This is a genomic window from Sulfitobacter sp. L-8 (assembly GCF_056859255.1).
The window spans coordinates 54306-78062 of record NZ_JBSXOD010000046.1 but is presented as its reverse complement, the minus strand read 5'-3'; the positions used below and the strand labels follow the sequence as shown (position 1 = coordinate 78062).

Annotated in this window: 23 protein-coding genes and 1 tRNA gene; 10 read left to right on the top strand and 14 right to left on the bottom strand. The window is 56.8% G+C overall.

The window, feature by feature from the left end; all coding sequences use genetic code 11:
* Positions 1-115 precede the first annotated feature (115 nt).
* On the bottom strand, positions 116-625 hold the full coding sequence (locus AC13DE_RS09895; protein ID WP_483047714.1) for a hypothetical protein: 510 nt from the start codon (positions 623-625) through the stop codon (positions 116-118).
* 205 nt (positions 626-830) lie between these two features.
* Here AC13DE_RS09895 and AC13DE_RS09890 point away from each other — a divergent pair, with 205 nt between their 5' ends.
* Positions 831-1487 carry a recombinase family protein gene (locus AC13DE_RS09890; protein ID WP_483047713.1) on the top strand — a complete coding sequence of 219 codons (657 nt, stop codon included), beginning with the start codon at positions 831-833 and terminating at the stop codon, positions 1485-1487.
* A gap of 140 nt (positions 1488-1627) precedes the next feature.
* On the opposite strand, the gene AC13DE_RS09885 is transcribed toward AC13DE_RS09890, so the two are convergent.
* From AC13DE_RS09885 to AC13DE_RS09860, 6 genes are all read right to left on the bottom strand, one after another.
* Positions 1628-2812 (bottom strand): restriction endonuclease, encoded by a 1185-nt coding sequence (locus AC13DE_RS09885; protein ID WP_009826089.1) that lies wholly within the window; start codon positions 2810-2812, stop codon positions 1628-1630.
* On the bottom strand, positions 2812-3297 hold the full coding sequence (locus AC13DE_RS09880) for a YbjQ family protein (protein ID WP_037954152.1): 486 nt from the start codon (positions 3295-3297) through the stop codon (positions 2812-2814). The genes AC13DE_RS09885 and AC13DE_RS09880 overlap by 1 nt, the downstream gene beginning before the upstream one ends.
* A 482-nt stretch (positions 3298-3779) precedes the next feature.
* A tRNA-Glu gene (locus AC13DE_RS09875) sits at positions 3780-3854 on the bottom strand.
* Positions 3855-3930: 76 nt separating this feature from the next.
* Positions 3931-5670 carry a single-stranded-DNA-specific exonuclease RecJ gene (recJ, locus tag AC13DE_RS09870; RefSeq protein ID WP_483047712.1) on the bottom strand — a complete coding sequence of 580 codons (1740 nt, stop codon included), beginning with the start codon at positions 5668-5670 and terminating at the stop codon, positions 3931-3933.
* A gap of 107 nt (positions 5671-5777) precedes the next feature.
* Positions 5778-7064, bottom strand: a complete 1287-nt coding sequence (locus AC13DE_RS09865; protein WP_483047711.1) for a homoserine dehydrogenase — start codon at positions 7062-7064, stop codon at positions 5778-5780.
* Positions 7065-7173: 109 nt separating this feature from the next.
* On the bottom strand, positions 7174-7422 hold the full coding sequence (locus AC13DE_RS09860) for a hypothetical protein (protein WP_446297907.1): 249 nt from the start codon (positions 7420-7422) through the stop codon (positions 7174-7176).
* 125 nt (positions 7423-7547) lie between these two features.
* On the opposite strand from AC13DE_RS09860, the gene AC13DE_RS09855 reads away from it, so the two are divergent.
* Positions 7548-8129: a TetR/AcrR family transcriptional regulator gene (locus AC13DE_RS09855; protein ID WP_446297908.1), complete on the top strand. Its 582-nt coding sequence runs from the start codon at positions 7548-7550 to the stop codon at positions 8127-8129.
* Between the two features lie 48 nt (positions 8130-8177).
* Here AC13DE_RS09855 and AC13DE_RS09850 read toward each other — a convergent pair whose 3' ends face one another.
* Positions 8178-9089 carry a pirin family protein gene (locus AC13DE_RS09850; protein WP_446297909.1) on the bottom strand — a complete coding sequence of 304 codons (912 nt, stop codon included), beginning with the start codon at positions 9087-9089 and terminating at the stop codon, positions 8178-8180.
* 221 nt (positions 9090-9310) lie between these two features.
* On the opposite strand from AC13DE_RS09850, the gene AC13DE_RS09845 reads away from it, so the two are divergent.
* Positions 9311-10261 (top strand): NAD(P)-dependent oxidoreductase, encoded by a 951-nt coding sequence (locus tag AC13DE_RS09845; RefSeq protein ID WP_483047710.1) that lies wholly within the window; start codon positions 9311-9313, stop codon positions 10259-10261.
* A gap of 92 nt (positions 10262-10353) precedes the next feature.
* Here the strand turns inward: AC13DE_RS09845 and AC13DE_RS09840 are convergent, their stop codons facing one another.
* The 5 genes from AC13DE_RS09840 to AC13DE_RS09820 all read right to left on the bottom strand — a co-directional run bounded on the left by AC13DE_RS09840 (position 10354) and on the right by AC13DE_RS09820 (position 14866).
* Entirely contained in the window at positions 10354-11034 is a 681-nt protein-coding gene (locus AC13DE_RS09840; RefSeq protein ID WP_446297910.1) for a nitroreductase, read from the bottom strand.
* Positions 11035-11128: 94 nt separating this feature from the next.
* Positions 11129-12502 (bottom strand): L-serine ammonia-lyase, encoded by a 1374-nt coding sequence (locus AC13DE_RS09835; RefSeq protein ID WP_483047709.1) that lies wholly within the window; start codon positions 12500-12502, stop codon positions 11129-11131.
* Entirely contained in the window at positions 12502-13188 is a 687-nt protein-coding gene (locus tag AC13DE_RS09830; RefSeq protein ID WP_483047708.1) for a glutathione S-transferase family protein, read from the bottom strand. The genes AC13DE_RS09835 and AC13DE_RS09830 overlap by 1 nt, the downstream gene beginning before the upstream one ends.
* 89 nt (positions 13189-13277) lie before the next feature.
* Entirely contained in the window at positions 13278-13766 is a 489-nt protein-coding gene (locus AC13DE_RS09825) for an isoprenylcysteine carboxyl methyltransferase family protein (RefSeq protein ID WP_446312506.1), read from the bottom strand.
* A complete protein-coding gene (locus AC13DE_RS09820) occupies positions 13763-14866 on the bottom strand; it encodes a type III polyketide synthase (protein WP_446312507.1) in 1104 nt (367 codons plus the stop codon). Before AC13DE_RS09820 ends, AC13DE_RS09825 begins: the two co-directional genes overlap by 4 nt.
* 204 nt (positions 14867-15070) lie before the next feature.
* On the opposite strand from AC13DE_RS09820, the gene rpiA reads away from it, so the two are divergent.
* The 6 genes from rpiA to AC13DE_RS09790 all read left to right on the top strand — a co-directional run bounded on the left by rpiA (position 15071) and on the right by AC13DE_RS09790 (position 22298).
* Positions 15071-15859, top strand: coding sequence for a ribose-5-phosphate isomerase RpiA (gene rpiA / locus AC13DE_RS09815; protein WP_446297915.1), 789 nt, complete (start codon positions 15071-15073; stop codon positions 15857-15859).
* 21 nt (positions 15860-15880) lie between these two features.
* Entirely contained in the window at positions 15881-17353 is a 1473-nt protein-coding gene (locus tag AC13DE_RS09810; RefSeq protein ID WP_483047707.1) for an FAD-dependent oxidoreductase, read from the top strand.
* 69 nt (positions 17354-17422) lie between these two features.
* Positions 17423-18643, top strand: coding sequence for an FtsH protease activity modulator HflK (hflK, locus tag AC13DE_RS09805; protein ID WP_446297917.1), 1221 nt, complete (start codon positions 17423-17425; stop codon positions 18641-18643).
* A complete protein-coding gene (hflC, locus tag AC13DE_RS09800) occupies positions 18643-19728 on the top strand; it encodes a protease modulator HflC (protein WP_483047706.1) in 1086 nt (361 codons plus the stop codon). The genes hflK and hflC overlap by 1 nt, the downstream gene beginning before the upstream one ends.
* Before the next feature lie 260 nt (positions 19729-19988).
* Entirely contained in the window at positions 19989-21473 is a 1485-nt protein-coding gene (locus AC13DE_RS09795; RefSeq protein WP_446297919.1) for a DegQ family serine endoprotease, read from the top strand.
* 138 nt (positions 21474-21611) lie between these two features.
* Complete coding sequence (locus AC13DE_RS09790) at positions 21612-22298, top strand: TetR/AcrR family transcriptional regulator (RefSeq protein ID WP_483047705.1); 687 nt, start codon at positions 21612-21614, stop codon at positions 22296-22298.
* Here AC13DE_RS09790 and AC13DE_RS09785 read toward each other — a convergent pair.
* Complete coding sequence (locus tag AC13DE_RS09785) at positions 22295-22714, bottom strand: Fur family transcriptional regulator (protein WP_446297932.1); 420 nt, start codon at positions 22712-22714, stop codon at positions 22295-22297. The genes AC13DE_RS09790 and AC13DE_RS09785 overlap by 4 nt on opposite strands.
* Before the next feature lie 134 nt (positions 22715-22848).
* Here AC13DE_RS09785 and AC13DE_RS09780 point away from each other — a divergent pair, with 134 nt between their 5' ends.
* Positions 22849-23742, top strand: a complete 894-nt coding sequence (locus tag AC13DE_RS09780; protein ID WP_483047704.1) for a metal ABC transporter substrate-binding protein — start codon at positions 22849-22851, stop codon at positions 23740-23742.
* Positions 23743-23757: the final 15 nt, after the last annotated feature.

The window sequence follows — 23757 nt, the reverse complement described above, 5'->3', positions numbered from 1 at the left end:
CGGCTTAAATAAATCGCCGAATTTGGCTGACCCATCACGCCCCGTCCTAACAACAAGATAATCTGACTACGCTGTGGGTGTTCGTCGTAGGGGGGACGGGAAGCTGACCATAGAGTTAAGGATTGCTGGGCAAATGGAATCCAACCCCCTTACTTCGTTCCGTCTCGCTTAGATCAGGTTGAAATAAGCCTTCAAAATCTAAGCATATCTGATTAAGCAGTCTATGCATCCCTTCCTTAAAATCCAGTGATACCTTAACGGTATCCTCACTTGAACCTACGGCTACAGAGAACCCGTCCGATTTTAGGGACATTGATACAATTGATCTGAGCATCGAATAACCGTCACCTTCAAGATCATTCAGCCTGAGGCCAACCCCCATTTCTATGGGCTGTAGGTTCAAAAGACGCTGGCCGTAGGTGCTAAATGCCGCGTCATTGTGGCCTCCCTCGGTTGATATTGGCCCATGAGGGGGGATAGCACGCACATTCGCTTTATCGCACCCAAGAAAATCTGGCAGGCGATCTATGATTTCATGACCAAGCCTTTTGCTTTCGAAGCTTTGAGTAATCGAGCGGTTGCCATAGTCCTTGGCAAGGTGTTGGAGGTCGTCAAATTTTGTCATCGCAATGTCCCGCGTCGCTAGAATTGTCATCTATCAAACTTTCTTACGCGGATGCAGGATAAGTAAAGGTCTACTCCACTCTGTCAGTATTGATATGGTAAGTACTGAGCCCCTTGTAAGCCAAGTTTACGAGTTTATAAAGCGAGTCCAACGTTGAATATATATAAACCTAGTGATAGGTTGGTATCAACAGAAGGAATCGGCCATGAAACAGTTTGTCATTTATTACCGCGTAAGCACCCGCCGTCAGGGTGATAGTGGTTTGGGCCTTGGTGCTCAGCGCCGTGATGTTGACCTATACCTAGAGACCTATGCTGACGTCCCGTTTGAGGTGGTTGGTAGTTTTACAGACGTTAGGTCGGGTAAGGACGATGATAGGCCAGAACTTTGGAAAGCTATTGAACTGGCTGAGAAGACAGGTGCCACGCTGTTGGTAGCCAAACTTGATCGCCTCAGTAGGAAGGTGTCCTTCATCGCCAATGTTATGGACCTTAAGAGGCTGAGCCTCACAGTGGCCACCATGCCTCACGCCGATAAGTTCCAGCTTCACATTTATGCTGCCCTAGCTGAGCAAGAGCGCGAGTTTATCTCTCTGCGCACCAAGGCCGCATTGGCCCCTCTGAAGGGTACAGGCAAGCTAGGTGGAAACCGAGGGAATATCGACAAGGCCAATGACGCTGCCATTGCTCTCGCTGACAACCATGCTGCCAAGGTGATGGATACGATCAGACCCCTGCGTGATGCTGGTCGTACCCTTCAACAGATTGCAGACACCTTGAACAAATCGGGGGTTACTACTGCACGTGGTGGCAAGTGGCACCCCACAACAGTGAAAAATGTGCTGGCTCGTGAGGTTGCCTAAAACCATGAGGCTCCCCCAGATTCTAAGGCTGAGGGATCAATACACCACGTTACCTTACCTTTACCCGCTAAAAAAAGAAAAAACTCAGGACCTTTCTCAAGTTCAGCAGCCAATTCGAACCTGAAAAACCGTGAGGAAAATCAAAATTGGGCCTTCAGGGTTTCAGACAAGGTGGGGATGTCTTCAGGAGACAGCAGCAGCACACCAGTAGAAGCAGAAAGCTCTTTGGCGCTACGGGTGAATTCGGCATTGGTCAGCACGGCAGCTACATCTAAGCCCATGTGTTTTGCGCCTGAAAATGCCTCTTGAACAGCTTTGTTCCCTACAGACCCTGAATAGCGTTTACACTGAATGCCTACTGACAGGCCATCTTTGATGGCGACGACATCAACACCCTGATCGCCGCTTCCTTGTGTAGCTCTGGCCTCCCAGCCAAATCCTTGAAGAGCTTCCGCTACCCAGTGCTCAAATTCGTGACCATTTGCGGGTAGGTCTACGGTGGAGAAACCTTTGGCCTTTTGTTCCTCATCTAACTTAGCAACAGTTTTCAGAACGATATCGATAGACTCCGCAAAATCGACCCTTTTATAGGGGATTCCGATACTGCTCAAAAATTCTCTAGCAACTCTTCTTCTTAAATCGAGTACTAGTGCGCCATAATCATTGTACTTCACGCTGTTTCGCATGTTGCGCTGCAAGGCAGGAAAATGTTTTTTGCACTGATAATTCAGATATATGTGGTTAGCCTTGGTTGCATTCTGAACCAACTTAGCCCGTTTTTCACGCAACCGCTCACGGTCTTCATGGGACATAGTGAATTTTTTTGGTTTGTTCTCTATACCAACAGATTCGGTGTAGGTCTTCGAAAGATTTCTATCCAAGCCAGCCCGCTTTCTGCGAAGTCGCTCTCGATCTTTCTCAGACATTACATACTTTTGGGGTTTGTGATCAGAACGGCCCTCTTTGCCGCCTGCATTCTCGGTGGGTTGATTCAGACCAGCCTCTTCTCTGCGCACCAGCTCACGATCTTCGTCAGACGATATGTCTTCTCTCAAAGTAACTTGATTAGCAGAGCCTTCCATAGCCAAAGCAGCCCGTTGTCTTCTTTCGTCTCTTTCTGTGATATCCTCAGGGGTACGCGATTGTTCGATTTCACTTTCAGAAAGGCGAGTCTCAGACGGGTTTTCGATTTCAGCTTCCAGTTTAGCGATGGCTTTGTGAAGATGCTCTATTTCTTCGTTGCTCGCCGAAAGCAACTCCTGCACGCGCTTCAATTCAGCAGCATTTTCTTGACACGAGGCACAGGTCTTCTTCCTAAAAAACATTATGCTTCATCAATCCTCACAGCAGTGCCAGAGGCGACCAAAAGCACCATACTGCCCGCCCCACTGAGTTCCACATAATCCAAATCTACACCGACAACCGCGTTGGCTCCAACCCTGTGGGCTTCTTTCTTAAGCTCATAAAGAGCCGTGCGCCTGCTATCCCGCATAGTGCTTTGAACAGCCTCTGAGCGCCCTCCTACAATGTCTCTGATGCCAGCAAACAGGTCTTTGAAGACATTCATACCGAAAGCACATTCAGCAGTCACAATTTCGATGCGCTCTGTGATTGGCAGGTTTGGAGCAGTTTCTGTGGTTAGTAGGATTGCCTCTATCGCTTCGTCACGCTCTGCAAATGTTTTTTGCTCTTCTTGAGCTTGAAACGTTGTGCGACCAGCTTCTACCCCAAGGTTGCATTGACCACAAAGTCCGTCTGACCCCGGATCGAATAGGCCAAGTTTCTTTCCGCATTCAGTACACTTCGGCATCGGCTAGACCTTTTTTAACGTCTTCCAGTAGCTTAGGTGCAGGAAGGACGACTGCAACCGCAATCTGCCAAAGCTAGAGGTACGACATGCCCGACCAGCCCCAAGACCTCCTGTTTTCAGCAGGTGTGACCCACGTGGAAGTTCGTTGCTGGTCCTGTGGGCACTCTGTCGAACTAACCCCTGAGCACGTGCCGATGGGGATCACACGCCATGACTTCGAGCGTAGGGCTAAGTGCAAGTGTGGAACTGGATGGCCTCACATTAGGCAAGTCCCCAAGCTCCTGAGGCGTTGGTGATGCTTTAGGCCATCTATCCTACCTGCACCGTCTCTAGGTCGAAGATTCGACGTAGGTTTGGTGTTGGATTATGCAATTGGTAGGTGCCGCATCCAAAATGCAAAAGCAAACCTATGGTAAAAATCTATGGGTAAAGGCAACGCAACTAAAGCGTTAAGTTTATGATTTCATGTGGAATAAATAAAGTGGCAGCCCGTAGGGGAGTCGAACCCCTCTTTTCAGGTTGAAAACCTGACGTCCTAACCGATAGACGAACGGGCCACTTAGCTTGTGAGCGGTTCTTTAAGCAAAGCTGGCAAAGGGCGCAAGCAGAAATCGCCAAGAAATGAAAAAACATTTAAGCCGGTGCGGCGTCTTCCAGTCGCAGTTGTATTGATTGACGGCCGCGCCAGCTATTGATGTCCAAACGGCCCGCCAGATGAAACCGAGCCCCACCATGATTTTCCAAAGCAGGGCCCAGTTTTCCGTCGAACGCCCCAAATGCGATGGCATCGATGTAGGTGCCTCCGCCGTCACCAAAGCTAATTTTCAGATGGCTTTCTCCGACGCGCTTGGCGTGACGGATTTGCACGCCGGAAAATGCATAGCGGGGGGCGGGGGCACCGGCACCAAAGGGACCCGCCTGATCTATCTGTTGGGCAAGCTCTACGGTGGCCGCTGCGGGCATCAACATACCGTCCAGACGCAAATCCGCTGCACCGCCAAGATGTGCACCCTGTTTTTCCAACAGCTCTGAGAGCCGCGTCATGGCCGCGTCAAGCTTGTCTTCGGCCACGGTCAAGCCTGCGGCCATCTTGTGCCCGCCCCCCTTCAGCAACAGACCCTCGGCAACCAGCCGCTGGATCGGAGCTCCCAGATCGATACCGCTGACAGACCGGCCGGATCCCTTGCCGATTCCGTTTTCAAAGCCGATCACGATCGAGGGCCGGTTCGACGCCTCCTTGAGGCGTGACGCCACAATGCCGACCACACCGGGATGCCACCCCGCGCCCGACGCCCAGGCCAGAGGCGCGTCAAATCCGCGCTTTTTCGCCTGCTCTAACGCGACAGCACGCACATGGGTCTCTACCTCACGACGTTCGCTATTCAAAAGATCCAGTCGCTCGGCCAGGGCCGCAGCCTCATGCGGGTCATTACAGGCCAACAACCGGGCACCCAGATCAGCCTGTCCGATGCGCCCGCCCGCATTGATGCGCGGCCCCAGCAAAAAGCCGAGATGATATGCATTTGGGGCCGTATCCATACGGGCCAGATCGGCAAGGGCCGCCAATCCTGCGCGGTCGCGCCTCGCCATAACCCTCAACCCTTGCCGCACGAAAGCACGGTTAACCCCGACCAGCGGGGCAACATCCGCCACCGTTGCCAACGCGACAAGATCCAGGAACGCCATTAAATCAGGACCTTGGGACCCATCGTCGCGCAACTGACGTCCCACTTCAACCAGCAACAGAAAAACCACGCCCGCGGCACAAAGATGCGCCAATGCGCCATCTTCGTCTTGTCGGTTCGGGTTCACTACGGCAACGGCCCCGGGCAACGTCTCACCACCCAGGTGATGATCAAGCACAATCACATCCGCGCCGACGGCCGCCGCGATCGGCCCATGAGAAAGCGTTCCGCAATCTACACAAACGATCAGATCATGGCTGATCGCCAAATCTGCCATCGCTGCGTCATTGGGTCCATATCCCTCGTCGATCCGGTCGGGCACGTAAAGCGTGGCGGCACAGCCCATCTGGCGCAACCAAACCAACAGCAACGCGGCAGAGCTGCCGCCGTCCACATCATAATCGGCAAACACAGCAATCCGCTGCCGCGCTCTCACCGCGGCCAAAAACCGCCTCGCGGCCTTTTCCATGTCGCGCAGCGATCTCGGATCGGGCAACAATTCCCGCAGTGACGGCTCAAGGAACGGACCGGTCTCGTCCGCTGTGACGCCGCGCCGCGCCAGCACCTGACACAGGGCAAGTGGTAAACCGGTCTGCTGAACCAACACTTCCGTTGCACGCTCGGTCTCGACCCCGGGGCCCACCCACCGTCGCCCGCTCAAGGACATCTCAACATCTAAAAAGCTCACGCGCGCTCCATTCCAAATGGTAAAAAATCCTCGCCGAAGGCTCCCGCATTTACAACAGGCGGCATCGGCTCATGTCCAACCACGGCTGGGTGCCGAAAGCGCGGGCGCTACAAATCCTCGATCCGCAACGCGACAGGGTCGGTGGCCAAAACCCCGGTTCGCGTCATCGCCTCCAAGGCTTCGTCCAGCGCGCTGCGGCTGGTTTTATGGGTAACGATCAAAACCGGTGCCAGATCACTGCGATGTTCGGTCTGGCGCATTCTATCGATGCTGATGCCAGCCTCTCCCAGCACGGTGGCAATTTTCGCCAGGGCACCGGGTTTGTCCAGCAGGCCCATCCTCAGGTAAAACGCAGCCGGGCGCTGCGACAATGCGGAAGTCGCCGATGCCAAAGTGGTGGCCTTGCGCCCGAATACCGGACCATGCCAACCCCGCGCGATATCGCAAATATCAGACAGCACGGCACTTGCGGTAGGGCCTTCTCCGGCACCTGGCCCGCGCAGGACGACCTGACCGATTGCGTCGCCTTCCAGTACGATCATGTTGGTGCCGCCAGCAAGCTGCCCCAACGGCGACGTATCGGGTACAAGACAGGGTTGCATGCGTTGCTCAAGACCCCGACCGGTCATCTGCGACACCCCAAGCAGCTTGATCTTATAGCCCATATTCGCGGCGGCCTGAATGTCTTCTATGCTGACACGTTGAATGCCTTCGATCTCGATCCCGGCAAAATCGACCTGAGTGCCAAAGGCGATGGATGACAGAATCGCCAGTTTATGGGCCGCGTCGATACCGCCGACATCCAGGTTGGGATCGGCCTCAAGATAGCCAAGCGCCTCTGCTTCTTTGAAGAGTGATTCATAGGTGTTGCCGGTCTCTTCCATCCGGGTAAGGATATAGTTGCAGGTCCCGTTCATCACGCCGATGACCCGGCTGATCTCGTTTCCCGCGAGGGCTTCGGTCAGGGTTTTGATAACCGGGATACCACCGGCCACGGCCGCCTCGTACCGGATCAGACAACCGGCGGCTTCGGCTTGTTCAGCGAGCGCCTGCCCATGGATCGCCAGCATCGCCTTGTTCGCGGTGACGACATCCTTGCCCGACGCCAGGGCTGCCTCGGTCGCGTCCTTGGCAGGCCCTGCGTCGCCGCCTATCAGTTCTACGAACACATCGACATCGTCAAGCTTGGCCAGCGCCACGGGGTCATTCTCCCATGCATAGCTATCCAGCGTGACCCCGCGATCCTTGTCGCGGTTCCGCGCTGAAACTGCCGATATCGTTACCGGTCTGCCGGTGCGGGCTTCGATCAGCGCAGCCTGCTTGCGAATGATCCGGACCACGCCGACACCGACAGTGCCCAATCCGGCAATCCCAAGACGAAGCGGCTGTGACATGGTGAAATCCTTTGTGGTAATGCGCGACGGCGCAGAGGGCGATCAAGGTTGCTTGCGCCGCGATGTAGCGGTTTCACATGGTGCACGCAACGCGGCATCGTGAATTTCCCTAGCGTTGCCCCTGTGCCAGCCGCTGTTTTTCCGCGCGCGACAGAACGGACCCGCGCAACCTGGTGGCGCGGGCTCGCAGACCAGCGACACGACCGGTCAATGCCGTTTCGGTTTTGACAGCGTCAATCTGTCCGGCAGTCGCAGACGCGAGCAAGGGATCGATCGGTACCAGCTTAGGGTAATCTGCCGCCAGTAACTCGGGGGTGGCCCGGCGATCCAGCGCAGGGAACTGGGTGCACGCGGCCATCAGCAGAATCGTCGATGCAACTATGCAAAATGAAATGCGCCTGATCATGGATCACTTTTGCACCAGCCGCGTTTGCGGCGCAAGCGGGGTTTGCGTTTGAACACGTGTTCAATTAACCTCGTGATATGGCACGTACGACCGGCTCTCATTCTGATATCACTGGCCCCAAGGTGCGCGATGCAGCCTTGCGTCTGTTTGCGCAAAACGGATACGCCGCTGTTTCGATGCGCGCCATCGCAACCGAAGTCGGCGTGCAGGCCGGTGCGCTTTATAATTATACGCCCGACAAGCAAACGCTGTTGTTCAATCTACTCCACGATCACATGGAAGAACTGCTCGAGGCGCAGCGCGACGACATCACCACGAGCCCGCTCGACAGGCTGCGCGATTTCGTCGATTTTCATATCCGGTTTCACGCAGATCGGCCTGACGAAGTATTCATATCCTATATGGAATTGCGGAACCTGACTGCCGAGAATTTCAATGTCGTTGAAACGTTGCGGCGCAGTTATGAAGATCGCCTCGAGACCATTCTGCAACATGGCGCGGCCACGGGTGACTTCGTGATCGCCGACACCAAGATTGCGACGCTGGCCGTTATCGCGATGTTAACCGGGGTGAACACCTGGTTTCGCAGTGGTGGCCGGCTGTCGTTGGACCAGGTCATCGCGCAGTATTGGGACATGGTACGCAAAGCGGTCCTATAAGGGGCAGGGGCCTCAGGCCCCCGCCCCGGAATCCAGTCTTTAACGGGCCTAGTGGGCGGGTTTGATGAACGTACCGTTGTTCAGATCCTGCATTGCCTGGCGCAACTCAGCTTGGGTGTTCATCACGATCGGACCGTGCCATGCAACGGGTTCGTCGATAGGCGCACCGGAAATCAGCAAAAACCGCACACCTTCGGGGCCGGCTTGCATGGTTACTTCGTCACCGGAACCAAAGCGGATCAATGTGCGATCCCCGCTCAAGTCGCGGATATTTACCTCGGCCCCGGCGATTTCCTTTTCCAGCAGCACGCCTGAAGGTGCCGACGCATCAGCAAACGCCGCCTCACCTTGGAACACATAGGCGAAGGCCCGACGATATGTGTCGATCCTGAAGGTTTTGCGCACGCCTGCCGGAACAGTGATATCAAGATATTGAGGATCGGCTGCTATGCCGTCGACCGGGCCTTTCTTTCCCCAGAATTCTCCGGTGATCACACGTACGGTGGTACCGTCGTCATCGGTGACCACCGGGATATCCCTCGACGTCACGTCCTGGTACCGGGGCGCGGTCATTTTCTGTGACGCGGGCAGGTTACCCCAAAGCTGGAACCCGTGCATCTGGCCTTTGGCGTTTCCGTGGGGCATCTCTTGATGCAAGATACCTGACCCTGCGGTCATCCACTGCACGTCGCCCGCGCCAAGTGTGCCGACGTTGCCCAGCGAATCCCCGTGGTCCACTGTTCCTTCCAGCACATAGGTGATTGTTTCGATGCCGCGATGGGGGTGCCACGGAAAGCCCCTCTCGAAATCCTGCGGACGCTCGTTGCGAAAGTCGTCGAACAGCAGAAACGGGTCAAGCTCTGATGGGTCCTGAAACCCGAACGCGCGGTAAAGCTTGACACCTGCGCCTTCCAGGGTCTGCTTTGCGGCGCGGGTTTCCAATGTAGGTCGGATCGACATGGTATGCTCTCCATTGATTGCTTGCCCCGAAGATAGGAACCGCACGGTATCACCGCAATACGCGGACGACGAACGCCATCTGTGCGTGATTGCACCGTCATCGTCCCCCGCGCACCGACAGGCCGACGGTGCGCAGACAGAAGGTACGCCGTCGCAAACAGGCGGGCACCTTGCAGCGTGTCAAGGTTCACTGGTCCAAACAACAATGGAAAGCGAACGACATGAAGGTAGGATTTATCGGCCTGGGCAATGTGGGCGGCAAATTGTCCGGGAGCCTGCTGCGCAACGGCGTTGACCTGTATGTGCACGACCTCGACCCGGCGTTGGTTGCAGGCAAGGTGGCCAAGGGGGCGAAGGACGGCATGACACCCGCCGACCTAATGCAAGTGTGCGACGTGGTGATTACGTGTCTGCCAAGCCCTGCCGCATCAGCAGCGGTCATGGCGGACATGCTGCCGCATGTCGGACCAGGCAAAATCTGGCTCGAGATGTCGACCACCGACGCCGCTGAAATCGCGCGTCTGGGCCGCGCGGTCATCGACGCGGGCGGTGCGGCGGTCGATTGCCCGGTTTCGGGTGGGTGTCACCGTGCAGATACCGGCAACATCAGTATTTTCGCCGGGTGTGACCGTCCCACGTTCGAACGGATATTGCCGTTGTTGACAGTGATGGGCCGTCGGATCCTGCATACGGGCGATCTGGGAACGGCTTCGGTGCTGAAGGTCATGACGAATTACCTGGCGACGGTGAACCTGATTTCGGTCTGCGAGGCGATGACGGTGATGAAAGCCGCCGATATCGATCTTGCAACAACGTTTCAGGCGATTTCAATGTCTTCGGGGACGTCCTTTGTACATGAAACCGAAAGCCAGCTCATACTATCGGGGGCGCGCGATGTGAATTTCACGATGGATCTGGTGCAAAAGGACATCGGGTTGTTTCAAAAGCTCGCCGATCAGTTTTCGGTCCCGCTCGAAATATCGCCCATGATCATCGACATCATTGCGGATGGCCAGAAACGCTATGGCATGCGGGCCCAGTCCGACCGGATCATCGAGAGGCTTGAAGACGCCACGGGCCTCAAGATCCTCGCCGACGGGTTCCCGCAGGAATTGGTGGACGATGAACCCGAAGAGCGCGGTTACGAAGTGCGGGCCAACGTCAACGGCTGATTTTGAAGTGCAGACTTTCCCCAAACGTGGAAGGCTTGCGTCGATGGATGGTCGCTCATCAGGTGCTGTAGCGTCGCGATCGCCCCCGGACTTCAGTCGTCAAAGCCGACGAAGCGGGCCAGTTCCTCAACCGGGCGACGCGTAGATACCACCTCATTGGCCGAAAAGCTTTCGTCGGGCCAGCCGAGTGCCACACAGGTCATGATAACCTGATCGTCAGGGATCTGTGCATGCTCGCGCACGACGGGTGACTGCATGATCCCTTGGCCATTGATGACGGACCCCAGACCCTTGCTCCATGCCGCAAGCACAAGGCCATAGGTCACCGCACCCAGATCGAAATGCGCGATGGTGCCGTTATCATCGAGCGACTTGTCGAAGCACACCACGATGGAAACCGGTGCGTCGAACTGGCGAAATCCGCGCATGACCCAGTCTTGCCGGCGCTCCTTGTCATCTCGTTCGATGCCCATGGCCGCGAATAGTTGCTTGGCAATGCCGACCTGCCGGTCGCGGTGCACCCCGGCATAGGCCCCATGGTCGCTGATCTCGCGCACCGGGGGAATGCCTTGCAACATGCGGGTCGAATTGCCTTCGCGGACTTTTTCCAGCGGCTCTCCGGTCAGCACGTGCAAGTGCCAGGGCTGCGTGTTCATCGACGACGGAGCGCGGTTTGCAAGCGCAATCACTTCTTCCAGAAGTTCGCGCGAAACCGGGTCTTTCTTGAAACCTCTGATGCTGCGCCGTTCCTGCATTGCCTGCTGTAAGTCCATCGTGCCGCTCCCGCCCATTTGCCTGACAGACGTCAGATTGTGGCAGTTACCCCGCGGGGTCAAGCGTTGCCTTGGGCCGTTCCGTAGCGTCAGGTCAGCAATTCGGGACGTTCACAGCCAGGCCGCCAAGCGATGTTTCCTTGTATTTTTCAGACATGTCCGCACCGGTCTGGCGCATGGTCTCGATACAGGCATCCAGCGGCACAAGATGCGTGCCGTCACCGCGCAGGGCAAGCGATGCGGCGGACACCGCCTTGATCGCGCCAAGGCCGTTGCGTTCGATGCAGGGTACCTGCACCAGGCCGCGCACCGGATCACACGTCATACCCAGATGATGTTCGAGCGCGATTTCGGCGGCGTTTTCGATTTGCGCGGGCGTGCCCCCCATCACCGCACACAACCCGGCCGCAGACATCGCAGCAGCCGAGCCAACTTCGGCCTGACATCCGGCTTCGGCTCCCGATATCGACGCATTGAACTTCACCAGCCCACCGATGGCGGCGGCGGTAAGCAGGAAGTCTTCGATATGGCTTTGGGATGCGCCGGGAACGTGATCGAGATAGTACCGCAAGGTTGCGGGCATCACGCCTGCAGCTCCATTGGTAGGCGCTGTGACCACCTGACCACCTGCGGCGTTTTCCTCGTTCACCGCCATGGCGTAAACGCTCATCCAGTCGTTGATTGTGTGGGGCGCGCGGTGGTTCTGTCCCCGTTCAGCCAACAGCGCGTCATGGATGTCTTTGGCGCGGCGCTTGACGTTCAGGCCGCCGGGCAAGATCCCGTCGGTCTCAAGGCCCCGATTGATGCAATCGTTCATCACCTGCCACAGTCGCCTGGTTCCGTCGCGCAGGTGGACGGCACCGCCGCGCGCTTCTTCGTTTGCCCGTTTCATCTGCGCAATGGTTTTCCCCGACCTGTCTGCCATCTCAAGCATCTCGGCAGCCGATTTGAACGGGAAGGGGATCGGCGCACCTTCGTCCGTGTCCTTGCCTGCGGCCAGTTCAGCTTCGGTCATCACGAAACCACCGCCGATCGAGTAATAGGTTTCACGCAAGGTGACATCGCCTTGGGCGTCCGTGGCCATCAGCATCATTCCGTTTGCGTGACCGGTCAGCTTGGTTTCATAGTCAAAGATCATGTCGGTCTTGGGCGCGAATTTCAGGGTCCCGAGGTCAGGTAGGGCAATCTGCCCGGTGCTGTGTATCTGGGCAAGCACGGCCTCGGCCTTCTCGTGGTCGTAATCATGGGGCGTGAACCCGGCAAGACCCAGTATCGTGGCACGGTCAGTGGCGTGACCCACACCGGTAAAGGCCAGACTGCCGTGCAACGATGCGCGCAGTCCGGCAAAGTTGAAAGGCGAGGCCCGCATGAGGTCCAGAAAGCGCGCTGCGGCCACCATCGGACCCATGGTATGAGAAGACGATGGGCCGATCCCCACTTTGAACATATCGAACACGGACAAGAACATCAGGTAGCGGTACCTTTTTCAGGCGCGGCGTAAACCGGCGCAGTAAATGGGTTCGGGCCAAGCCCTTCGGCGGCTTGCGCCGCGGCGGTGCAGGGCAGTTGTTCGACGGCACGGCACATGGCGTGCAAATGTGGGGTGTCCGCCAGTGCAAACCAACTGCGATCGCGGTCAATCGGATACAGCGCGCACCACCGCAACAGGGCTGCCAGATAAAGCTGAAGCGCCAACGGCAAAGGTCCCTGGGACGCGCGCAGGTCAAGCGTCCCGAGGTGGGTCTGGATGGCTTTCGACGTGGATTGATACAGCGCCAGTTGGTGTGCCGCCTGATCCCCTGTATATTTCTCGGGGTAAAAGCACATCCGCAAGGCCGGATGCAGGGTGTTCGAGACAAAGAACAGCCACTTGAGAAAATCGGCGCGGGCCGGATCGGTGACCGAAGGGCCCAGTTCGCCATGCCGATCGTTCAGCCACAAAAGAATGGCACCCGTTTCAAACATCGCCCCCGCTGCGCCTTGCAGCACGGGGATCAGGCCATGTGGGTTGAGCTTTAGATATTCCGGCGACGTTTGGGCGTGACGCGACCGGTCCACCAAAACGGCGTCAAACGGCTGCCCTATCGCATCAAGAGCCATGCGAACGATAACGGATGCATTATCCGGGGCGTAGTGGAGAATATAGGGTTTCATGTCGGTGTCGTACCTCATTAAAATTTTTCGGCACGAACGAAAACGACATAATCTCGCTGATAGCGGAGCTTTGCGAAATAGGGCAGGAGCTAGCTGCGCCGCAAGGCGTGATCTTCGACCCGGATGCGATGATAGAGCATCAGGGCATTCAAGACACTGAACAGCACGGCAAGCCAAAGCAAGCCCAATACCATGGGCGCGACGAAAATCTCGAATACTACAAGTGTGTAATTGGGGTGCGGCAAGAACCGGAACGGACCTTTTGCGACCAGCGGTTCGTCAATGACAATGATCCGTGTTGTCCACCTCGGGCCGAGGGTCGCCAATATCCAGACGCGCAGGAATTGCAGTACAACGTAGACCGCAAGCCAGATCGCATTGATGGGTTCGCCAAACCCGAACGCCACCAACCCAAGCACCCATGCGGTGTGGAGCGCGACCATAACCGGATAGTGCCCGGCACCGGCTTCGTGTGCGCCTCGGGCCAGCAACGCCGCCGTGTTCCGTTTGGCCAGTACGAGTTCACCCAAGCGCTGCAAGACAATAAAGGCCAGGAATGAAAAGGTGCCAATGGTCACGACGGGGCCACCGTCAGCGGCAGCATCGACGCAGTGAAACCCGGCCCCAGGGCACACAGGGCCAGCTGACCGGACTGGCCTGACTTCAGCACCTTGTCCAGAACGAACAGCGCCGTTGGCGCGGACATATTTCCTTGGGCGCGCAGGGTGTCGCGTTCCGCATCAAGGCTGCCGGGTGCAAGTCCCATCGTGGCCTCGATTGCTTCCAGCACCTTGGCCCCGCCGGGGTGGCACACCAGCCGGTCGACGTCCCCTAATGTCAGATCGGCGCGGTCGAGCATCGCCTCCACCGCCTCGCGAAAGTGACTTTCGACAAAACCGGGAATGGACCGGTCAAACACGACGCCCAAGCCGTTATCGTCCACATCCCAGCCCATGATGGCCAGGGTGTCAGGCCACAGGTATTCTTGCCCTTCGCCCAGTGTGACCCTGCCAGCGGTCACCGCGGGTCCTGACTGCAAGACTGCCGCGGCGGCACCGTCGCCAAACAGCACGGTTGCGATGATATCGGCTTTCTGAAGGCGGTCCGTGCGGAACGACAAAGAACATGTTTCCACCGCAACCATAAGTACCGTCTGGCCCGGACGGGTGCTGGCAAGCCGCGCTGCCAGTGACAGGCCGCTGACACCGCCGGCGCAACCCAACCCGAACACCGGCACACGTTGCACATCATTGCGAAAACCCATGGCCTTGAATGCCTGCGCCTCGAGCGATGGAGTCGCGATGCCGGTGGATGAGACAGTAACAATTACGTCAACATCTTCCGCAGCGACCCCGGCATCGGCCAGAGCTGACCGCGCCGCGTGGATGAAAAGGTCGGGCGCGGTCTCAAGATAGGCGCTCCCACGTTCGGACCAGCTATGATCGCGTTCGTACCAACTTACCGGTTGTACCAGATAGCGCGTGTCGACGCCCGCATTCTCGAACGCTGGCGCAAGCCGGTCAAAATGGGTGTATCGCGGGCCAAGCAACGCTTTTGCATAGGTTTTCGCCATGGACTGAGAGAGCTGGTGCGGCGGGAGTGCAGTGCCAAGACCGGCGAGGCTTACGACAGTTTTGTCTACCACCGCGGGCATTGGCAGATTGGTCAGTTGCAGCATCGTTACGCCCCGCGAGCAATTATATTTGTCTGCACGACATAGCCCACGCCCCGGTGTTATCCACTGTCGGCCAGCGTTTATCCGGCGAACCTGTCGCTATGGTAACCAAGTTGAACGCATAGTCGATAAATAACACGGTTTTCAGGGGTCGCGCGTGACGCCCGCCACCGCTATAAGGGCTCCGATCAACGAGGAGTCGCAACTATGGCCGGAGAATTGTCTCCTATCGATAAGGCGAAGTTTGTCGCCGCTAAACGCGCTGCGCAATTTGTAGAAGACGGGATGCGCGTCGGGCTGGGTACCGGGTCTACTGCCGCCTGGCTGGTACGCTGTTTGGGAGAGATGGTGCGTGACGACGGGTTGCGGATCAAGGGTGTCCCGACTTCGACGCGGACGGCGCAGCTGGCGCGCGAGGTCGGCATCGAGGTCATCAGCCTGGATGAGGCGAAGTGGTTGGACCTGACCATAGACGGTGCGGATGAATTCGATGGTGAGCTGAACCTGATCAAGGGCGGCGGCGGTGCCCTGCTGCAAGAAAAGATCGTGGCAACAGCGTCTGACCAGATGGTGGTGATCGCTGATATCGGCAAGGAAGTCGAAACTCTCGGGGCGTTTCCGCTGCCGGTCGAGGTCATTCCTTTCGGGTGGCAAACCACCCAGGCTCTGGTCGAGGAAACCTTGATTTCGATGGATGTACTGGGCCGTACTTCTACATTGCGCATGAATGGCGACATTCCTTTTGTCACGGATGAAGGTAATTACATTCTGGACCTGCACCTGAACCGGATCGGCAACGCGCGTCAGCTTTCCCTGGTGATGAACCAAATGCCGGGCGTGGTTGAAAACGGGCTGTTCATTGATATCTGTGATGCGGTTGTCATCGGGTATGGCGATGGCCGTGTCGAAGTCCGAGATATCAACGAGGGCACGGTCGACCGTGATCGTCTGGATTTCGTCGAAACCGACAACCTGTTCTCCGACCTTAGCGACTGAAGCTGGAAAGGCCCCGACCATATGAGTGATTTTGACTTCGACCTGTTTGTCATCGGCGGAGGTTCAGGTGGCGTACGCGCGGCACGTGTCGCGGCGGGTGAATACGGGGCCAAGGTAGGCTTGGCCGAAGACGATAGATATGGCGGAACCTGCGTCATCCGCGGTTGCGTGCCGAAGAAGCTGATGGTCTTTGCTTCGGGCTATGCCGAAACGGTGGATGAAGCCAAATTTTTTGGCTGGGACATTAAGCACGGTTCCTTTGACTGGCATTTTTTCAAGGACCGGATGAACAGCGAACTGGACCGCCTTGAAGGGGTCTATCGCAAGCTTTTGGCAAACACCGATGTTGAAATGTTCGATCAGCGCGCCCGGGTCAAGGGTGCGCATACCATCGAATTGGCAAACGGCGAAACCCGCACCGCCAAGCACATTCTTGTGGCGACGGGCGGGCGGCCCATCCGCCCTGATCTGGCGAATGCGCACCTGGGCATCGTTTCTGACGATATCTTTCACCTCGAAAGCCTGCCCAAATCCATCCTTATAGTCGGGGGTGGGTATATCGGCTGCGAATTTGCCGGAATTCTGAACGGGTTTGGCGTCGAGGTAACGATGTACAATCGCGCCGCACAAATCTTGCGGGGCTTTGACGAAGAAGCGCGCGGGCTTATCGCGGATTCGATGCGGACCGCGGGCATTGATATTCATTGCGGTACGAGCATCGTTGAAATGGCCCTGGAAAGCGAACGCGAAAAAGTCCCGATGCCAAGCCATTCTGACGCCGCGACAGGGGCTTTGGCCTCGCGTCCCGGTGAGCTGAATGAACACGCCGACGTTTCACGCGCGGGTGCGCTGGGCCCGATTTGGGTCAAGTCCACCAATGGTGCAGAGAAGTATTTCGATATGGTGTTGTTCGCGACTGGCCGTGTGCCGAACACCGACAACATGGGACTGGAAGACGTCGGGGTAAAACTTGGGCGCCGCAACGAGATAAAGGTCGACGAATACAGCCAGACCGCGGTACCGTCGATTTACGCTATTGGCGACGTAACTGACCGCGTCAACCTGACCCCGGTTGCAATTCGCGAAGGCATGGCTTTCGTGCAGACGGTGTTTGGCGGGGTGCCCACCCCGGTCGATCACCTTTTGGTACCTTCTGCGGTGTTCACCCAGCCTGAATTCGGCACGGTCGGCCTGACAGAGGAACAAGCCGCCGAGCAAGAGCCGATCGAGGTCTATTCTACGTCGTTCAGACCGATGCAGACGGCCTTCGCTGAAAAGCAAACACGCGTCATGATGAAGCTGATCGTCAGCAAGGCGACACGTGTCGTTCTTGGGTGTCACATCGTGGCACCGAACGCGGGCGAGCTCATTCAGTTGGTCGGCATCGCCGTCAAGGCACAGCTTACAAAAGAGCAGTTCGATGCGACCTGCGCTGTGCACCCGACGATGTCTGAAGAACTGGTAACCATGCGTAACCCAACACGCACTGCTTGATTTCTGGGCAATCATGTCCAAATCTGAATAAGACGAGGCCAATGGCATGGCCATAATAGGGAAGAATTAATGACTGGAAATACAGGCGGTCCTTGGGGCGGCGGAGGAAACTCAGGCGGGGGCAATTCTGGTGATAACCAGAAAAAGCCAGGCAATAACCGACCCACGGGGGGCAATCGTGGCCCCGGCTCGGACAAGCCGCAGATACCAGAGATAGACGATCTTGTGAAAAAAGGCCAAGAACGGTTGCGCGTTCTGATGGGTGGCAAGGGCGGCGGCAATGGAGCCGGTGGTCCATCCGGTGGCGGAATGGGCAACGGCCCGCGGCTTACCCGTGGCACCGTCGGTCTTGGGGCTTTGGCCGCTGTCGTGCTCTGGGGGATGGCCAGCTTTTATACGGTCCGTCCAGAACAACAGTCGATCGAACTGTTTCTAGGTAAGTTTTCGGGTGTCGGTACCGAAGGTTTGAACTTTGCCCCTTGGCCGTTCGTGACTGCCGAGGTTTTCGATGTCACCACCAACCGGGCAGAGACCATCGGCGCGGGGCGCGGTGGCGATGACAACGAAGGCCTGATGCTCACGACCGATGAAAACATCGTCGATATCGATTTCCAGGTTGTCTGGAACGTCAAGGATGCCCGCAACTTCAAGTTTTCGCTCCGTGATCCTCAGGTCGCGGTCCGCGCGATTTCGGAATCCGCGATGCGCGAAATCATTGCTCAGTCAGAGCTTGCACCGATCCTGAACCGTGACCGTGCTGCGATCGAAGCCAATGCGCGCGAGTTGATCCAGTCCACGTTGGACAACCGGCAGACCGGCATCAACATCATTCGTGTCAACTTCAACAAGGTGGATCCGCCGCGGCAGACCGTCACCATCACCGACAACGAAGGTCGCGTGTCGCAGGAATCCGTTATCGACGCGTTCCGCGATGTTCAGGCCGCCGAGCAGGAACGTGACCGCGCCGAACGTCAGGCTGATGCTTACGCGAACCGCCGCACCGCCGAAGCACGTGGTGAATCCGCCCAGCTTCTGGAAGCCGCGGAAGGCTATCGCGCGCGGGTGGTGAATGACGCCGTGGGTGAGGCCAGCCGGTTCGAGGCTGTGTTGACGGAATACAACGCTGCCCCGGAAGTTACACGCAAACGCCTGTATATTGAGACAATGGAAAAAGTGTTGGGTGATGTCGACAAGATTATCCTTGAAAAAGGGAGCGAGGGGAGCGCGCAGGGTGTCGTGCCGTATCTGCCTCTCAACGAGCTTCGTAACAATAATCGAGGATCAAACTGATGCGTAAACTCAACATTATCATTCCTGTCGTGATCATTGCCCTCATTGCTGCCTTGTCCTCGATTTACATCGTTGATGAACGTGAAAAGGTTCTGGTGCTGCGGTTCGGCCAAATCAAGCAGGTGCGCGAGGAAGCCGGCATCGGTTTCAAGATTCCACTTCTGGACGAGGTTGTGCGTTACGACGACCGTATCCTGTCGCTGGAAACCCCGATGATCGAAGTCACGCCCGCCGATGATCGCCGGCTCGAGGTTGATGCGTTTGTTCTGTATCGTATCGCCGACGTGCGCCAGTTCCGTCAGGCTTTGGGTGTCGACGGCGGCCGTCAGGCTGAAATCCAGCTCAACGGTATTCTGGATGGTCAGATCCGTGCGGTTCTCGGATCGCAGGGTGTGACGTCGAACACTATTCTGTCTCCGGAACGCTCTGCCTTGATGGATCAGATCCGGGAGCGTTCGGACGCCCGGGCGCAGGCCTTGGGGTTGGACGTTGTGGACGTGCGTTTGCGCCAGACCAATCTGCCCGAGCAGAACTTTGACGCGACGCTTCAGCGGATGATTGCGGAACGCGCGCGCGAGGCCACGGATGAACGTGCCCGCGGACGTGAAGCGGCTCTCCGCGTGACTGCTCTGGCGGATCGTACCTATGAAGAAATCCTGTCTGAAGCCCGACGTGATGCACGCATCACCGAAGGTGAGGCGGATGCCGAGCGGAACAAGATCTTCGCGCAAGCCTACAGTAAAAATGTGGAATTCTTCGAATTTTACCGTTCTCTGAGCGCGTATGAACAAGCTCTCAAAGGTGAAAATTCGTCGATGGTTCTGTCACCGAATAGCGAATTTTTCGACTACCTGGGCTTTACCAATCGCACCGCGCCGTCCGACGCGCCGAGCAATACAGACGCAGCCAACACCAACGCTGCAACCAACGGCGCAGCCAACACCAACGCTGTGAACAACGGGGCGGCGAACACCAACGCTGTAAGCAACGGTGCAGCCAGCACCAACGCTGTGACCAACGGGGCAGCGAACAACAACGCTCCGACGGATCCCAACGCGGTGAACGACAATGCGGTGAACAACTAGGTTCGAGGCGAAATTGTTTTGGATAGGGCCGGCCAGTGCGCCGGCCCTTTTTTTGTGTCACGTCAAAATCTATATCAGGGTAACCAAACGTCGGAAATCTTAAGGTAAATGTCCCGCGACATCTTGGCAGGGGATCAACCCCAGTTGACATGCGCGTGAAGATACCCATCTTTCAGCTTGCGGCGGGGGAATTGCAGATGCACTCTGCTGTTGAACCATTCTTGGGCCCCTACGCCCGTCTTATGATCTGGAGATGATGCATGCAGCCAAAGGCCGTGTCCCTGTCGAAATCCGATGCAATGACGCCCAACCTCAAATATTTAATGATGGGTATGTTGGCACTGGCCTTTGTTTTATTGCAATCGGTCATGGCTCTGGCAAAGCCTGAAAGCTTGGCACCGCTGGCCGAGAAAATCAGCCCCTCGGTGGTGAATATCACCACTTCGACAACGGTCGAGGGGCGGACCGGCCCCCGCGGCATCGTCCCCGAAGGATCCCCCTTCGAGGATTTCTTCAAGGAGTTTCGTGACCGCAACAACGATGGTGCCCCCCCGGCACCCCGCAAATCCGCCGCCCTTGGATCGGGGTTCGTGATTTCCGAGGACGGGTTTGTCGTTACCAACAATCACGTCATTGATGGCGCAGACGAGATCACGATCGAATTTTTCACCGGCGAAGAACTGAAGGCGACCGTGATCGGTACGGACGCGAACACCGATATCGCCCTTCTCAAAGTCGAAGCCCCCAATGCTTTGCCGTTTGTCAGCTTTGGCGACAGCAACGCGGCCCGCGTCGGTGACTGGGTGATCGCGATGGGTAACCCACTGGGGCAGGGGTTCTCGGTTTCGGCTGGTATTGTGTCGGCACGCAACCGTGCGCTTTCCGGCACCTATGACGACTATATCCAGACCGATGCCGCGATCAACCGCGGTAATTCGGGCGGCCCACTGTTCAACATGGACGGCGAAGTGATCGGCGTGAACACTGCTATTTTGTCGCCTAATGGCGGGTCCATCGGCATCGGGTTTTCGATGGCATCCAATGTGGTGACCCGCGTTGTCGATCAACTCAAGGAATTCGGCGAAACCCGCCGGGGCTGGTTGGGCGTGCGCATTCAGGACGTGACCCAGGACGTTGCGGATGCGATGGGCCTTGCCAAAGCGTCCGGTGCGTTGATTACCGATGTCCCCGAAGGACCAGCGAAAGAAGCCGGGCTGAAAACCGGCGATATCATTCTTAGCTTTGCCGGTGTGGATGTCGAAGATACGCGCGGGCTGGTGCGTCAGGTCGGCAACAGCACCGTCGGCGCTGCAGTACGTGTCACCATTCTGCGCGATGGTAAGTCGCAAACCCTGAAAATTACCTTGGGCCGCCGCGAAGATGCCGAAAACGCCAGTATGCCCGCGGAGAATTCGGACACCGAAAACGCGCCGATGGCTCCGGCCAGTAAATCGCTGCTGGGTCTGACCGTGACCCCGTTGACCGACGACATCCGGGCCGAGCTTGGTGCGGATGACGCAACAACCGGTCTTGCTGTGACCGAAGTTGATGAAACATCGGAAGCCTTTGAGAAGGGGCTGCGGATAGGAGACATCATCACCGAAGCCGGACAGGAAGCGGTCGAAACAATTGATGGGCTGGAAAATCAGGTTAAGTCTGCCCGCGACGCCGGGCGCAAATCGCTGTTGTTGCTGATACGCCGCGCAGGCGACCCGCGCTTTGTCGCGCTAAGTCTTGGTGAATAGACTGACCCTACCAATTTAAGCTGCTTTAACCCCCGTCGATGTCACGCATCGGCGGGGGTTTTGGTTTATCCAGGGGTCGTGGTTCGTTATTGTTCCGAATATCGAAAGGCGATAGGTTTTTGTGAAAAGGAAGCCTGTATGCCCGACACCACCCTATCCCCTGATCGTATGGATCGGCTGCATGCATTGCGCACGAAAGTGTTGGTCGAAGCCGATATCACCAGTGTTCAAAATCAGTCGCTGATCCAGAACCGAAGGGAACAAATCTGTGATGCTGCGTTAAGCCTATTTCTTGAAAAAGGTTTCGCTGCGACGACCATTCGCGATATTTGTGCACGGTCAGGGGTAAATCAGGCCAGCATCTACGATTATATTGCCAACAAGAATGACATCTTGCGCCGCCTTCTGAACCAGCTTTGGTTTCGCGAAGATGCCCTGACGTTGCCGGTCATTCTGTTGGACCCCTCCATTTCGCTGGAGGCGGCGTTTGAAAAATACTTTCGCGAAAGCTGGACCACCAAACGTGATGGAACGCTGCTGGCGTATCGCAGCGTCCCGCACATGCAGGCGCAGGACCGCGCCACACTTCAGGCGCGAGAGTTTGCGGTGATGAAGGATCTAGCCGACCAGTTGGTCGTGCGTCTGGGGTTGAACGAAAACGATCAGCGCCTGGACATAGTGGCGAACTTGATAGTGTTCCTGTCGGCTTTTGGCCCGATGCGCGACTGGTTGAATCGCGATATCCCAGATGACGTCATCCTGCGTACCATAGCCGCCGGCGCGGCTGCGATGGTCCGATCTTTGGTGCCTGACGAAGCGATTTAACGTTTGCGTGCACGGATGACGGTGTGGTGACTGACGATCTCGTACCCCAGTTCCGAGGCCACACGGTTCATGACATCTGCAATATCTGTGCCCGGTATTTCCACCAGTTCGCCGCTTTCAAGGTCCACCAGATGATCGTGATTGGTCGGTGGCATCATTTCATACCGGGCGGGGGCATCGTTCAACACCAGCTTGCGCACCAGCCCTACATTTTCGAGCACCGACAGGGTACGGTACACGGTGGCCACGGAAATAGTGTCATCCAGCTTACGGACTTTCTCGTAAAGCTCTTCGACGTTGGGGTGGTCATCAGTTTCGGACAGGATGGTTATGACCGACGCACGCTGCGGCGTTACGCGTAACCCGGCGTCGCGCAAGACCTGTTTAAAGTCGGGTTCATTGTTCAAAGTGTTCACCATTTTATCTTGCCCGACTTTAAGCGAGCAGGGGGGCTTTCGCAAGTTGATGCAAGTCATTATCAATTGCATATTTGACATTTGCGAATAATTCGCATTAACAGATAGGATCCGTCGTGGTGAGGAGAATACCAATGTTGAAACGCACGCTTGTCGCATCTGCCATTATTGCCCTCACAGCTGGGTTGCCCGTGTACGGCGCGGACTTCAAGGTCGTGACAACGTTCACTGTCCTTGCGGATATGGCGAAACATGTCGGCGGTGATACGGTCGACGTGGTTTCGATAACCAAGCCCGGCGCAGAAATTCACGGCTACCAACCGACCCCGCGCGATATAGTAGGGGCCGTGGGGGCCGACCTGATCTTGTGGAACGGCATGAACCTTGAACGGTGGTTCGAACAGTTCCTTTCCAACCTTGGCGACATTCCTTCTGTCACGTTGACCCAGGGCGTCGTTCCGATTTCGATCGGAGAGGGGGAGTATGAAGGCAAGCCCAACCCCCATGCGTGGATGGGTTTGGAAAACGCGCTGATCTACGTCGATAACATAGCCACTGCCTTCGCCAAATATGATCCCGAGAATGCCGAAAAGTATCGTTCAAACGCAGAGGCTTATAAAAATGAAATTCGCGCCACCATAGCACCGCTGCGGGATCGGATCGCCCAGATTCCAGAGGACCAGCGGTGGCTGGTAACCTGCGAGGGCGCGTTCAGTTATCTGGCTCGGGATTTCGGTATGAAAGAGCTTTATCTGTGGCCGATGAACGCCGACCAGACCGGAACCCCACAGCAGGTGCGCAAGGTGGTCGACGCGGTCAGGGATCATGACATCCCGGTGGTGTTTTGCGAAAGCACCGTCAACACCTCACCCGCGGAGCAGATCGCCCGTGAAACCGGTGCCGCCTATGGTGGCGTGCTTTATGTCGACAGCCTGAGCACCCCTGATGGACCAGTGCCGAGCTATCTGGATTTGCTGCGTGTGACATCCCAGACCGTCGTCGACGGGCTTACCGACAACCTCAAGTGAATGGATCCAGCGTAT

Excerpts from the sequence above, each read along its gene's own strand:
- AC13DE_RS09810 (WP_483047707.1), top strand. The coding sequence starts at position 15,881 with ATGAGTGATTTTGACTTCGACCTGTTTGTCATCGGCGGAGGTTCAGGT.
- AC13DE_RS09835 (WP_483047709.1), bottom strand. The coding sequence starts at position 12,502 with ATGTTCTTGTCCGTGTTCGATATGTTCAAAGTGGGGATCGGCCCATCG.
- AC13DE_RS09840 (WP_446297910.1), bottom strand. The coding sequence starts at position 11,034 with ATGGACTTACAGCAGGCAATGCAGGAACGGCGCAGCATCAGAGGTTTC.
- AC13DE_RS09790 (WP_483047705.1), top strand. The coding sequence starts at position 21,612 with ATGCCCGACACCACCCTATCCCCTGATCGTATGGATCGGCTGCATGCA.
- hflK (WP_446297917.1), top strand. The coding sequence starts at position 17,423 with ATGACTGGAAATACAGGCGGTCCTTGGGGCGGCGGAGGAAACTCAGGC.
- AC13DE_RS09890 (WP_483047713.1), top strand. The coding sequence starts at position 831 with ATGAAACAGTTTGTCATTTATTACCGCGTAAGCACCCGCCGTCAGGGT.
- AC13DE_RS09820 (WP_446312507.1), bottom strand. The coding sequence starts at position 14,866 with ATGCTGCAACTGACCAATCTGCCAATGCCCGCGGTGGTAGACAAAACT.
- AC13DE_RS09830 (WP_483047708.1), bottom strand. The coding sequence starts at position 13,188 with ATGAAACCCTATATTCTCCACTACGCCCCGGATAATGCATCCGTTATC.
- AC13DE_RS09850 (WP_446297909.1), bottom strand. The coding sequence starts at position 9,089 with ATGTCGATCCGACCTACATTGGAAACCCGCGCCGCAAAGCAGACCCTG.
- AC13DE_RS09780 (WP_483047704.1), top strand. The coding sequence starts at position 22,849 with ATGTTGAAACGCACGCTTGTCGCATCTGCCATTATTGCCCTCACAGCT.
- AC13DE_RS09845 (WP_483047710.1), top strand. The coding sequence starts at position 9,311 with ATGAAGGTAGGATTTATCGGCCTGGGCAATGTGGGCGGCAAATTGTCC.
- rpiA (WP_446297915.1), top strand. The coding sequence starts at position 15,071 with ATGGCCGGAGAATTGTCTCCTATCGATAAGGCGAAGTTTGTCGCCGCT.
- hflC (WP_483047706.1), top strand. The coding sequence starts at position 18,643 with ATGCGTAAACTCAACATTATCATTCCTGTCGTGATCATTGCCCTCATT.
- AC13DE_RS09860 (WP_446297907.1), bottom strand. The coding sequence starts at position 7,422 with ATGGCCGCGTGCACCCAGTTCCCTGCGCTGGATCGCCGGGCCACCCCC.
- AC13DE_RS09865 (WP_483047711.1), bottom strand. The coding sequence starts at position 7,064 with ATGTCACAGCCGCTTCGTCTTGGGATTGCCGGATTGGGCACTGTCGGT.
- AC13DE_RS09880 (WP_037954152.1), bottom strand. The coding sequence starts at position 3,297 with ATGCCGAAGTGTACTGAATGCGGAAAGAAACTTGGCCTATTCGATCCG.
- AC13DE_RS09795 (WP_446297919.1), top strand. The coding sequence starts at position 19,989 with ATGCAGCCAAAGGCCGTGTCCCTGTCGAAATCCGATGCAATGACGCCC.
- AC13DE_RS09895 (WP_483047714.1), bottom strand. The coding sequence starts at position 625 with ATGACAAAATTTGACGACCTCCAACACCTTGCCAAGGACTATGGCAAC.
- AC13DE_RS09885 (WP_009826089.1), bottom strand. The coding sequence starts at position 2,812 with ATGTTTTTTAGGAAGAAGACCTGTGCCTCGTGTCAAGAAAATGCTGCT.
- AC13DE_RS09855 (WP_446297908.1), top strand. The coding sequence starts at position 7,548 with ATGGCACGTACGACCGGCTCTCATTCTGATATCACTGGCCCCAAGGTG.